This is a genomic window from Shewanella sp. SM32 (assembly GCF_025654235.1).
GTDB lineage: Bacteria > Pseudomonadota > Gammaproteobacteria > Enterobacterales > Shewanellaceae > Shewanella > Shewanella oncorhynchi.
The window spans coordinates 31,042-43,363 of sequence record NZ_JAKKRO010000024.1 but is presented as its reverse complement, the minus strand read 5'-3'; the positions used below and the strand labels follow the sequence as shown (position 1 = coordinate 43,363).

Genomic DNA, 12,322 nt, shown 5'->3' with positions numbered 1-12,322 from the left:
GAGGAAAAGTGGATAAACTAACAATTCAGGCAAGCCCCCCGCTTGCCGGTGATGTGATTATTTCGGGTGCTAAAAATGCAGCTTTGCCTATTCTGATGGCGGGTGTATTGGCTGAAACCGATTTTGTGGTTTCTAACGTGCCCAATCTGCGTGATGTGAGTACGAGCTGTAAATTATTACGCTGTCTCGGCGCTGAAGTGACTGAACTCGGTGACGGACAGATCCGCATTTCTACCACTAATCTGAATGAGTTTTGCGCTCCCTATGATCTAGTGAAAACCATGCGTGCTTCTATCTTGATCTTAGGGCCGTTATTGGCTCGTTATGGTACTGCTGACGTGTCATTGCCTGGTGGCTGTGCCATTGGCGCAAGACCAGTGAACTTGCACTTACATGGCCTCGAAATGATGGGCGCCAAGATTGAAGTGAAAGAAGGTTATATCAAGGCCCGTGTTGATGGTCGTCTTAAAGGCGCACATATCTTTATGGACATGGTGAGTGTTGGTGCGACCGAAAACTTACTGATGGCCGCAGCATTAGCCGATGGCGAAACCGTGATTGAAAACGCGGCCCGTGAACCTGAAGTGATCGATCTCGCTAATTGCTTAATTGCCATGGGTGCAAAAATCACTGGTGTAGGCAGTGCGACATTGCGTATTCAAGGGGTTGAGCGTTTACAGGGCTGTAATTACCGCGTGATGCCAGATCGTATCGAAACCGGTTCATTTTTGGTGGCCGCTGCGGTGACTCGTGGCCGTATTCGTTGTTTAAAAGCCGATCCTGCTTCACTGGAGTCGGTTATCGCAAAACTTGAAGATGCAGGCGCGACGATTACTACGGGCGAAGATTGGATTGAGCTCGATATGCAGGGTAAACGTCCGAAGGCGGTGAATATCAAGACTGCACCTTATCCTGGTTTCCCAACCGATATGCAGGCGCAGTTTTGTGTGCTCAATGCCTTAGCACAAGGCACGGCAACCATAACTGAGACTATCTTCGAAAATCGTTTTATGCATGTGCCTGAACTTATCCGTATGGGCGCTACCATGGAGCTTGAAGGCAACACCTGCATCATTCAAGGGATTGAATCTTTAAGTGGTGCTCAGGTAATGGCGACGGATTTACGTGCGTCAGCGAGTCTAGTGATTGCGGGCTTAGTGGCCGATGGTAAGACGATTGTCGATCGTATCTATCACTTAGATCGTGGCTATGAGCATATTGAGAATAAGTTTCAAGGTTTAGGCGCACAGGTTGTGCGTATTCAGTGATCTGTTACTGACTTAAGCTAATTTTGAATCATTAAAAAACCAGCTTAAAGCTGGTTTTTTTGTTTTCTGCATTTGAGCTCGTAATACTGAGTGACACTCTAGTTATCGATCACAACCTTCTCATCGATAATCACAGGTAACTCTTGTTGTTTACCTTGGCGTATCACAGTCATCATCACTTTTTTACCCGGTGTGGTTTCAGCTATGCGGTCCATTAGCATTTCAACGCCTGGCACATCTTCACCATCGTATTTAATAATCACATCCCTTGGCATTAGCAGGGCACGGGCCGCAGGGCCATTAGGATCGACACCCGTAACGAGCACACCTTTTAGATCGGGTAGATTAAGGATTTGTGCCACTACAGGGTTAATCGGCTCGCCAGAAATTCCTAAGGCACCACGGATCACGCGACCATTTTTAATCAACTTACCCATGATGCTGTGGGCTAATTTAATCGGGATAGCGAAGTTAATCCCGTGGCCGCCGCCTTCTTCACCCACTTGGAATGCTGCGGTATTGATACCGATAAGGCTGCCGTTAGTGTCAATGAGTGCGCCACCCGAGTTACCCGCATTAATCGCTGCATCGGTTTGTAGGAAGTCTAAGTAACCTGAACTTAAGCCGTTACGCCCCGTGGCACTGATGATGCCTTGGGTAATGGTCTGGCCTAAATTGTAGGGATTACCAATAGCGAGTACGACATCACCGACTTGAGGCGGACTGTCGAGATTAACGGGGACAATCGGTAAGTTATCGCCTTCAATTTTAAGTACCGATAAATCGGTTTCAGGATCGAAGCCAACCACTTCAGAGGTAAATTTGCGTCCATCTTGCAGGGCGACAACAATCTCATCGGCTTTCTTAATGACATGATAATTAGTGAGAATATAACCTTCTTTACTCATTATCACCCCAGAACCTAGACCTTGAAGTGAGCCTGAATTAAGCGGCCGATTCTGATCTATGCTGAGGCTATAAATATTCACAACGGCAGGAGCTGCACGGCGTACCGCCTTGGCAAAGGATAGCTCGACTGTGTTGTTGGCACGGGTTTGTAGCAGACTACTACCGAGGGATTGGTTATCGAAATAACGTGTCACCAATAAAAACATGGCCGCCATGATAAGGCCGAAAAGGGTGGCTTTACCGAGATATAACAGAGTGTCTTTTATAGTCATGGCAGGATGGATCTAGAAAAAGGTGAGTTAGATTAACATGTTTAATCGATGTAAGCATAGGGAACCTAAGCTCCCTATGCTTATCTATGGCAGAAAAAATGGCCTATTTTGTCGATTAACGTAGGACTAAATACAACATGCTCTTATCACGCATTATCTTCAGTGCAACGGCACCTTCTTGATCTTTAAGTTGTGCTTTCAGTGTCTTAAGATCTTTAATCGCAGTACGGTTAATACCGACAATCACATCTCCTTTTTGTAAGCCACTCATGGCCGCTGGTGAGCCTTGTGCGACATCGGTAATTTCAATGCCCTTAGATGAGTTTTCTAAGGACGCACCTTGCAGCATAGGATGCACGGCACCAGCCGCTGTTTCACTGGTTTGGCTCGCTTCACCTAAGGTCACTTTAACTGTTTTCTTATCACCGTCACGGATGAGTCCTAACTCAACGTTAGCACCTGCACCCATAGTGGCGACTTTAGCCCGCAGTTCTTGGAATGACTTAATACCACGGCCATCAACGCTGATGATAATATCACCTGCTTTTATACCGGCCTTCTCTGCGGCACTGCCCTTGGCTACTTCATTCACGAAGCCGCCGTGTTGAGTGTCTAAACCGAAACCTTGGGCGAGTTGGCTATCGAGATCACGTCCCGAAATACCTAATACACCGCGGCGTACTTCTCCGTGTTCGGCAATTTGTGCCACGAGGTTTTTCACCATATTAGCAGGGATGGCAAAGCCAATACCGACGTTACCGCCGCCCGGTGCTACGATTGCGGTGTTAATCCCAATTAACTCGCCGTTAAGATTGACGAGTGCGCCACCCGAGTTACCACTGTTAATCGCGGCATCGGTTTGAATAAAGTTTTCCAGCATTTCAATGCCTAAGCCGCTACGGCCTAAAGCACTAACAATGCCCGAGGTGACGGTTTGACCTAAACCGAAGGGATTACCAATGGCAACGGCAAAGTCACCTACGCGTAAATCATCGGAATCAGAGGCTTTGATTGCGATGAGGTTTTTCGCTTCAATTTGCAATAATGCGATATCTGACTCTGAGTCAGTACCAATCAGTTTTGCTTTTACTTCACGGCCATCGTGAAGACCAACTTGAATATCATCAGCACCGTCAATCACATGGTTGTTCGTGACGATATAGCCTTTTTCTGCGTCAATAATGACGCCTGAGCCTAAGCCTCTAAAAGGACGTTCTTGCACTTGCTCCTGTGGCGCATTAGGGCCGAAAAAGTAACGGAAAACATCAGGTACTCTTTGCTTAGAAACATGAGTCCCCGTTACCGCTACTGATACGACTGCGGGCGTCGTGCGCTCAAGCATGGGCGCAAGACTTGGAATGGATTGTCCCTCAACCGTCTGTGGAATGGCGGCCTGTGAGACGACAGGCATTATAGTCAGGGTCGCGGCTAACATTGCGGCTGAAAGTACAGATAATTTTGTTTTCATCTATTCATAACTCCAAATAAGGGTTGAAAGATCTGGATGTAATGCATCAGCAATCGTGCGAGTGCCAGATCAAATCTGTATCGGTACCGGCTATTTGCCTAGGTAATCACTCTGACTCGCACCTCATTGAAAAAGTTCATTATATTAATAAATGTTAATTTTTTTAGCCTATTTTATCGGCTGTTTCATACTTGTTTCTGAACAGAAATCTGTGGGCGAGATTAGGATTTTTCAAGCCCTAATGTCAGCGGATTTTGCCGATTTAAATGACCTACAGCATAGATGCTTATTAGACGTTTGTATGCAGTTTAGCGTTAAGGTAAAAGTCGTATTCTGCATTAATATATCCTGCGTCATATTGGCCGTGCTAATATCGTCACAGTTTTAATAAAGGACATAAGAGAATTTAAACGTGCCTCAGTTAAGCCCTTGGCAGCATTATCAAAAAGATCTTACCCGTGACGGTTTTTCCCATGATCCGGCTCAAGAAATTGCCGTTAAGGCGTTACAACGCGTCTATGAAGACTTAACTACGGCAGAAGAGCCGAGTTCTATTGTGGGGAAATTGTTTAGCGCATTAGGCTTAAAATCGGCACCAGCATCACCTAAAGGTCTGTATCTTTGGGGCGGAGTTGGGCGCGGTAAAACCTACCTGATGGATACTTTTTTTGATGCCTTGCCTGGTGAACAAAAATTGCGGGCTCACTTCCATCGCTTTATGCATCAATTGCATTTAGATTTGGATGAGTTAAAAGGCGTTCGCGATCCTTTGTTGGTGATTGCGAAAAAGATGGCTGCGAAATATCGCGTTATCTGTTTCGATGAATTCTTTGTCTCTGATATTACCGATGCCATGCTATTAGGTACGCTGTTTCAAGCGTTATTTAAAGAAGGCGTTGTGCTGGTTGCAACTTCGAATATTATCCCCGACGACTTATATAAAAATGGCTTACAGCGCGCACGTTTCTTACCTGCGATAGCCTTAATTAATCAACATTGTGAAGTGCTCAATGTGGATTCTGGCATTGACTATCGATTGCGTACCCTTGAGCAAGCAGAAATTTATCATCATCCATTAGATGCACAAGCTGATGCCAATCTTATACGTTATTTTAGTCAGTTAGCGCCTGAGTCTGAGGTGCTTACTGCTGACATCGAAATAGAAGGCCGCAGTATTAGTATTCGGCAGCAGGCGCAGGGCGTATTGTTGGCCGATTTTAGAGCGCTCTGTGATGGTCCACGAAGCCAGCGTGATTACATGGAACTTGCGCGGATTTATCATACTGTCCTCGTGAGTGGCATAGAACAAATGGGCGCCTTTTTGACAGGCGATGACATCGCAAGACGTTTTTTAGCTATGGTCGACGAATTTTACGAGCGCAATGTGAAGCTGATTGTATCGGCTCAAGTGCCACTCGAAGATATTTATGCCGATGGTTTGCTTAACTTCGAATTTAGGCGTTGCCGTTCACGCTTAATTGAGATGCAATCCCACGATTATTTAAAAACCGAACACCTGCCGTAACCCAGTAGTGTAAGAGTTTTGCATTAGCTGCGGCCTTAAATCACCAGAGGCTTGTTAATCCTTAGGATGACAAGTCCGATTGGTCGATATTTTATAATTTTTATCAAAATATCAGGTGATTTTTAACTCAGCTTTGTCTATACTCCGCCACCTGCCCACGTTACTCCGCCAATTGGGCGGAAGTTGTAAGCCGAAGTCGGTGCTCGAAGGGGTACTAAAAGGCAATTTTGTGTTGTTTGCAAATGCAGACAGCATGTGAGACAGAAAATTAACTTTGGGTTTTTGTAATAATGAAGACTTTTACTGCTACACCAGAAACTGTAACTCGTGACTGGTTCGTCGTCGACGCAGACGGCAAAACTTTAGGTCGTATCGCTACTGAAATCGCTGTCCGTTTACGCGGTAAGCATAAGCCAGAATACACTCCACACGTTGATACCGGTGATTACATCATCGTTGTTAATGCTGAAAAAGTGACTGTTACTGGTAACAAAGCGAAAGGCAAAACGTACTACTCGCATTCAGGCTTCCCTGGTGGCATTAAGCAAATCAGCTTTGAAAAGCTGCAAGCGCAAAAGCCAGAAATGATCATCGAGAAAGCAGTTAAGGGTATGTTACCAAAAGGTCCTCTGGGCCGTGCCATGTTCCGTAAACTGAAAGTTTACGCTGGCGCAGAACATAACCACACTGCACAACAACCTCAAGTTCTTGATATCTAAACGGGATTAAGCAAATGGCTGCAACTCAGTACTACGGCACTGGCCGTCGCAAAACCTCTACAGCTCGCGTTTTCGCTAAAGCAGGTAGTGGCAACATCGTTGTAAATCAACGTCCTTTGGATCAGTATTTTGGTCGTGAAACTGCTCGTATGGTTGTTCGTCAACCTTTAGAGTTAGTTGAAATGACTGACAAGCTGGACATCTATGTAACTGTTAAAGGCGGTGGTATCACTGGCCAAGCAGGCGCAATCCGTCACGGTATTACCCGTGCTCTGATGCAATTAGATGAAGCACTGCGTCCATCACTACGTTCTGCTGGTTTCGTTACCCGTGACGCTCGTAAAGTTGAGCGTAAGAAAGTGGGTCTACGTAAAGCACGTCGTAAGCCACAATTCTCTAAGCGTTAATTCGTTTTTGGAATATCAAAAAACCCAGCCTGTGCTGGGTTTTTTATTGGCTAAAAATTGACGGTATAAGAAAACTCTTCGGTTGGAGTATGCTGATATACAATAAATTTATATTAAGCGAGTGAGTTTGAGGTAAGCATGACTTTTCAGATTTTTATGCTAGCAGTGGCACTTGTGTTGGTTTTGGAAGGCCTTGGGCCATTATTATTCCCAAATAAATGGCGTCGTTATTTAAATGAACTCTCCCATCAAAATCAGCAAGTTATCCAGCGACTTGGTGGGGCATTAGTCACGGCTGGAGTCGTTCTTTGGGTTATTTTTGCATGAAAAATAGCCTGCTTGCCCTTATTAACTAAGATCTGTTAAAATTCTTTTTTAACCGCAACCTTGCAGCAAATAATGGGCAAAAACGTAGTTGTTCTCGGCACCCAATGGGGTGACGAAGGAAAAGGTAAGATTGTCGACCTTCTAACAGAACAGGCAAAATATGTAGTTCGCTATCAAGGCGGCCACAATGCTGGTCATACCTTGGTTATCGACGGTGAAAAAACCGTTCTTCATCTGATCCCATCGGGTATCTTGCGCGATAATGTGAAATGCATTATTGGCAACGGTGTGGTGCTTGCACCTGACGCCCTGATGAAAGAGATCAACATGCTAAAAGATCGTGGAGTTCCTGTTGAGGAACGTCTGTTGATCTCTGAAGCGTGTCCGCTGATCCTTCCCTTCCATTGTGCCCTTGATATTGCCCGTGAAAAAGCGCGCGGTAATAAAGCTATTGGTACAACTGGCCGTGGTATTGGACCTGCGTATGAAGACAAGATTTCTCGTCGCGGTCTGCGAGTAGGCGACCTGTTCAATGCTGAACTGTTTGCTGAAAAGCTGAAAGAAGTTATGAAATACCATAACTTTATGCTGACAGAGTACTATCAAGTCGAAGCGGTTGATTACGAGCAAACGCTAGCAGATGCTTTGGCTATGGCCGATTATCTGAAGAGCATGTGTGTTGATGTGACTGAACTATTGGATACTGCGCGTAAAGCCGGTGAGCCAATTCTGTTCGAAGGCGCTCAAGGTACATTACTCGACATCGACCACGGAACATACCCATTTGTAACCTCTTCAAATACCACTGCCGGTGGTGTTGCGACGGGTTCAGGTTTTGGTCCGCGTCACTTAGACTATGTCTTAGGTATCATGAAGGCTTACACTACTCGCGTAGGTGCAGGTCCATTCCCAACTGAACTATTATGTGAAGTCGGTGATCATTTAGGTACTAAAGGTCATGAGTTTGGTGCAACAACGGGTCGTAAGCGTCGTCCAGGTTGGTTGGATGCTGTGGCAATGCGCCGCGCAGTTCAAATCAACAGTGTTAGCGGCTTCTGCTTGACTAAGTTAGATGTACTTGATGGTCTGAAAGAAGTGAAGATTTGTGTCGGTTATCAGAATCCTGATGGCACTATCTCTAAAGTCACTCCGCTGGCCGCTGAAGGTTATGAACTGGTTACGCCGGTTTATGAAACTATGCCGGGTTGGAGCGAGTCGACTTTTGGCGCGACATCAATTGAGCAACTGCCTCAAGCAGCGATCAATTATATCAAGCGTCTTGAAGAGTTATTAGAAACACCTATCGACATTATCTCTACGGGTCCTGATCGTAACGAAACCATGATTTTGGTTAATCCGTTCAATTAAGATCTGTTAAGGCCGTGTTTCACGGCCTTTTTCTCTGCTTCTTTATACCTTTCTCTGTTTTATTCTGCGGTTAGAAATTCAGCTCAAGCTCAAGAAATAGGTTATACTGCCGATGCAAGTATTCATCCTACTGTCATTGAGAGTCGTTATGCTACGTACAGCACTCGTTGCGCTACTGCCTTTAGTATCTTCAATGTGCTTTGCTGAAACGCAGGCGGTGGATATTTATAGTCAAGATCAATTGCTTGATTTGATCCGTAGCAATCAATACTTAGCGAAAGTGAAACGTGATGATTGCCAGTTAGTCCAAGACATTGAGGCGCGAGCCCAAGTCTTAAAACAGCCTTTATATCAATTTCTTTGGGGCGAAATGCTCAATCATGGAACGTGTGTGAAGGCTAACCCTGTGAAGGGTATTGCTTTGTTACGTGACTCGGCCGAACAAGGTAGCTCAGAAGCGATGTTAAAGCTTGCCGAGTATTATCAGAGTGGGAAATTTGTCATCCGCAATAAAGACAGAGCAGTGCATTATTTACTGCCTGCGGCTGCAAGTGGCAGTTTATCCGCTCGTATGATGTTAGTTCGTTTATTCGGTGAAGGTTATGGTAGTCCTAGGGATTACGAGATGGCCTATCACTGGTTATATAACGATGTATTTGCGGACGAGGCGACTAAGAATAAAGCCTTGTCTTTACTGCAGGTGTTAGCAGCTAAAATGCCCCCCAGTGCAGTGGCGCGGGCCCAGCAAGAACAGTTGCGAACCCGTTAAGTGGTCTCTTAATCTAGAGACACATTATTTGGATATTGAATGATCAAAGACCCTCATTTTGAGCGTGAACAGGATAAGTACGAAAACCCTATCCCAAGCCGTGAGTATATTCTCGATTACTTACGTTCTCAAAAATCACCTATCACTCGTGACAGCATTGCTGCGGCGTTAAACATCCAAGAGGAAGAACAACTTGAGGCCTTGCGCCGTCGCCTACGTGCGATGGAACGCGATGGCGAACTGGTGTTCACCCGTGGGCAAAGCTATGGCTTACCCGAGAAAATGGATCTGATCCCCGGCACTGTGCTCGGACACAGAGAAGGCTTCGGCTTTTTCAAACCCGATGAAGGCGGTGATGACTTATTTATTTCGAACCGCGACATGCTGATGTATTTCCACGGTGATAAAGTGCTGGCGCAAAAAGCGGGCACAGATCGTCGTGGCCGTCGCGAAGCACGTTTGGTTCGTCTGATCCAGCCGCGAAGTGCCGCGATTGTTGGCCGTTATCATGTCGATAGCGGTATGGCATTTGTTATTGCCGATGATAAGCGTATTACCCAAGAAATTTTAGTCGCAAATGAAGATCGCAACGGCGCCCGCCAAGGCGATGTGGTTGTGGTTGAATTAACGCGTCGCCCAGGCCGTTTTGTTAAGGCTGCGGGTAAAGTGACTGAAGTGCTCGGTAAGCAAATGGCGCCGGGGATGGAAATCGAAATTGCCCTGCGTAATTATGATTTACCCCATACTTGGTCACCAGTGATCGAGAAGAAACTGCGCCGTATTCCCGATGAAGTAACCGACGCCGATAAAGTCGGTCGTGTGGATTTACGTCATCTGCCATTAGTGACTATCGACGGTGAAGACGCCCGCGATTTTGATGATGCCGTGTACGCGGAGAAAAAAGCCGGTGGCGGCTGGCGTTTATGGGTTGCGATTGCGGACGTCAGTTATTATGTGCGTACCGATTCTGCCTTAGATACCGAAGCGCGTGCCCGTGGTAACTCAGTGTATTTCCCGTCGCAAGTGATCCCTATGTTGCCGGAGAAAATCTCCAACGGCCTATGTTCGCTGAATCCCCACGTCGACCGTTTATGTATGGTCGCCGAGATGACCGTATCTGCTAAAGGTAAGTTATCAGGTTATAAGTTTTATCCGGCTGTGATGTATTCCCATGCCCGTTTCACTTATACCCAAGTGGCAGCAATGTTAGAAGGCGGCCCCATTGCGCCTGAGCATGAAGCCTTGTTCCCGCATCTGCAGTGTTTACAGTCATTGTATTTAGCGCTAGATGAGCAAAGAGCTGAGCGTGGTGCGATTGCGTTTGAAACCATGGAAACGCAGTTCATTTTCAATGAGCAGCGCAAGATTGATAAAATCGTGCCGCGTGGCCGTAATCAAGCTCATAAAATCATTGAAGAATGTATGATTTTAGCCAACGTTTCGGCGGCTAAATTTGTGAAGAAGCACAAAGGCGAAGTCTTGTATCGTGTGCATGAAGCGCCATCCGAGCAAAAATTGGCGAACTTTAAAGAGTTCCTTGCTGAGCGTGGTTTAAGCATGCCAGGTGGACTTGAGCCAACGCCGTCAGATTATCAGAATGTGATGTTGCAAATTGCCGACCGCCCTGATGCTGAACTTATCCAAGTGATGTTACTGCGCTCTATGCGTCAGGCAATTTATACTCCGGATAACGAAGGTCACTTCGGTTTAGCCTTAGAAGAATATGCGCATTTTACCTCACCCATTCGCCGCTATCCGGATTTAGTGTTACATCGTGTGATCCGTTATTTACTGGCGAAGGAAAGAGGCGAAGCCACTGAGAAGTGGACGCAGGATGGTGGCTATCATTATCAACTCGATGAGCTCGACCAATTAGGCGAAGAGTGTTCAACCACAGAACGTCGTGCCGATGAAGCGACTCGCGATGTTAGCGATTGGCTGAAGTGCGAGTTTATGCAAGATCACGTCGGCGATACCTTTGAAGCTGTGATTGCCTCAGTGACCAGTTTTGGTTTGTTTGTGCGCTTAAATGAACTGTTTATCGATGGCTTAGTGCATATCTCAAGTCTAGGTAGCGATTACTACCAATTCGACCCTATGCGTCAACGTCTTATCGGTGAGCACACAGGTCAAGTTTATCAAGTCGGCGATCCTGTGACGGTTAAGGTCGCTGCAGTCAACTTAGATGACAGACAGATTGATTTGGTTATGCTGGGTGATGACGGCAAAGGTGGTAAACGTAAAGCATCTGCCAGCCGTGATAAGCCGATGACAGCCCGTGAGCGCGTTAATCGTGAAGGCGCTAAGCAAGGTAAAGCAGGCAAAACCGCGGCATCTAGCGCCAAGGCTGAAACAGGCAAAACCAAGCCTAAGGCCAAAGCTGGCACTAAAGCTAAAAAAGCAGCAGTAAAAGATCCGGCTAAAAAGCCAAAAGCCGCTAAGCGGAGCACGAGAAAGAAATAAATGAAAAAACAAGATATTATTTTTGGGATCCACGCAGTTGAAGCCCTGTTAAAACACAGCCCTGAACGCATTATTGAGTTGTGGCTCTTACAAGGTCGTGATGATGAGCGCTTAACTGTACTGGCCGATCAGGCCAAAGCCTTTGGCACGACGATTCAAGTCGCTTCTCGTAAAGCCTTGGATGACAAAGCGGAAAGCAGTCAACATCAAGGCATAGTCGCGCGCGTTAAAGCGGCGAAAGTGTTGAATGAGCAAGATTTAGATGTGCTGCTTGCTAACACTGAGCAAGCATTCTTGCTGATTTTGGATGGCGTGACGGATCCCCATAACTTAGGCGCTTGTCTACGTAATGCTGATGCGGCGGGCGTGCAAGGTATTATCGTGCCTAAAGATAATTCAGTTGGCTTAACGGCCACGGTAAGTAAAGTTGCATGTGGCGCTGCGGAAACAGTGCCTTTATTCCAAGTGACTAATCTTGCGCGCACTATGCGTCACCTGCAGGATAAAGGTGTGTGGATTGTGGGCACTGCGGGCGAGGCAGATTGCGAGCTTTATCAAGCCGATCTCAAGGGGCCATTGGCGATTGCCATGGGTGCGGAAGATAAAGGTTTACGCCGATTAAGCCGTGAGTCTTGCGATTCACTGATCTCTATCCCTATGGCCGGTAGTGTGTCTAGCTTGAACGTATCGGTTGCAACGGGTATTTGCTTGTTTGAAGCAGTGCGTCAGCGTCGTAGCTAATATGCTCACGTTTGCCTGATCTCACACATGGAGTATCAGGCTTTAAGTCACAACCTGCAGTAACCACTGGTCGTAATAAAAAAGGC

Annotated in this window: 11 protein-coding genes; 9 read left to right on the top strand and 2 right to left on the bottom strand. The window is 46.3% G+C overall.

The genetic code is table 11. From position 1 onward, the window contains the following. The first annotated feature begins 8 nt into the window (after window positions 1–8). Complete coding sequence (murA, locus tag L5M10_RS11705) at window positions 9–1,268, top strand: UDP-N-acetylglucosamine 1-carboxyvinyltransferase (protein WP_105251399.1); 1,260 nt, start codon at window positions 9–11, stop codon at window positions 1,266–1,268. A gap of 98 nt (window positions 1,269–1,366) precedes the next feature. Here murA and degS read toward each other — a convergent pair whose 3' ends face one another. Next, window positions 1,367–2,449 carry an outer membrane-stress sensor serine endopeptidase DegS gene (gene degS, locus L5M10_RS11700; protein WP_105251400.1) on the bottom strand — a complete coding sequence of 361 codons (1,083 nt, stop codon included), beginning with the start codon at window positions 2,447–2,449 and terminating at the stop codon, window positions 1,367–1,369. A 115-nt stretch (window positions 2,450–2,564) separates the two neighbouring features. Continuing rightward, window positions 2,565–3,917 (bottom strand): Do family serine endopeptidase DegQ, encoded by a 1,353-nt coding sequence (degQ, locus tag L5M10_RS11695; RefSeq protein ID WP_105251401.1) that lies wholly within the window; start codon window positions 3,915–3,917, stop codon window positions 2,565–2,567. 412 nt (window positions 3,918–4,329) lie between these two features. Here degQ and zapE point away from each other — a divergent pair, with 412 nt between their 5' ends. The 8 genes from zapE (at window position 4,330) to rlmB (ending at window position 12,236) form a co-directional block, all read left to right on the top strand. Continuing rightward, window positions 4,330–5,442 carry a cell division protein ZapE gene (gene zapE, locus L5M10_RS11690; protein ID WP_105251402.1) on the top strand — a complete coding sequence of 371 codons (1,113 nt, stop codon included), beginning with the start codon at window positions 4,330–4,332 and terminating at the stop codon, window positions 5,440–5,442. Between the two features lie 290 nt (window positions 5,443–5,732). After that, window positions 5,733–6,161, top strand: coding sequence for a 50S ribosomal protein L13 (gene rplM / locus L5M10_RS11685; protein ID WP_105251403.1), 429 nt, complete (start codon window positions 5,733–5,735; stop codon window positions 6,159–6,161). Window positions 6,162–6,175: 14 nt separating this feature from the next. Then, window positions 6,176–6,568: a 30S ribosomal protein S9 gene (gene rpsI / locus L5M10_RS11680; RefSeq protein WP_006083052.1), complete on the top strand. Its 393-nt coding sequence runs from the start codon at window positions 6,176–6,178 to the stop codon at window positions 6,566–6,568. A gap of 138 nt (window positions 6,569–6,706) precedes the next feature. After that, window positions 6,707–6,895: a DUF2065 domain-containing protein gene (locus L5M10_RS11675; RefSeq protein WP_198573776.1), complete on the top strand. Its 189-nt coding sequence runs from the start codon at window positions 6,707–6,709 to the stop codon at window positions 6,893–6,895. Between the two features lie 72 nt (window positions 6,896–6,967). Then, on the top strand, window positions 6,968–8,263 hold the full coding sequence (locus L5M10_RS11670; RefSeq protein WP_028759421.1) for an adenylosuccinate synthase: 1,296 nt from the start codon (window positions 6,968–6,970) through the stop codon (window positions 8,261–8,263). A gap of 112 nt (window positions 8,264–8,375) precedes the next feature. Further along, a complete protein-coding gene (gene motX / locus L5M10_RS11665) occupies window positions 8,376–9,032 on the top strand; it encodes a flagellar protein MotX (RefSeq protein ID WP_113939975.1) in 657 nt (218 codons plus the stop codon). Window positions 9,033–9,071: 39 nt separating this feature from the next. Next, window positions 9,072–11,495, top strand: a complete 2,424-nt coding sequence (gene rnr / locus L5M10_RS11660) for a ribonuclease R (RefSeq protein ID WP_263164663.1) — start codon at window positions 9,072–9,074, stop codon at window positions 11,493–11,495. Then, complete coding sequence (rlmB, locus tag L5M10_RS11655; protein ID WP_263164665.1) at window positions 11,496–12,236, top strand: 23S rRNA (guanosine(2251)-2'-O)-methyltransferase RlmB; 741 nt, start codon at window positions 11,496–11,498, stop codon at window positions 12,234–12,236. Window positions 12,237–12,322 lie beyond the last annotated feature (86 nt).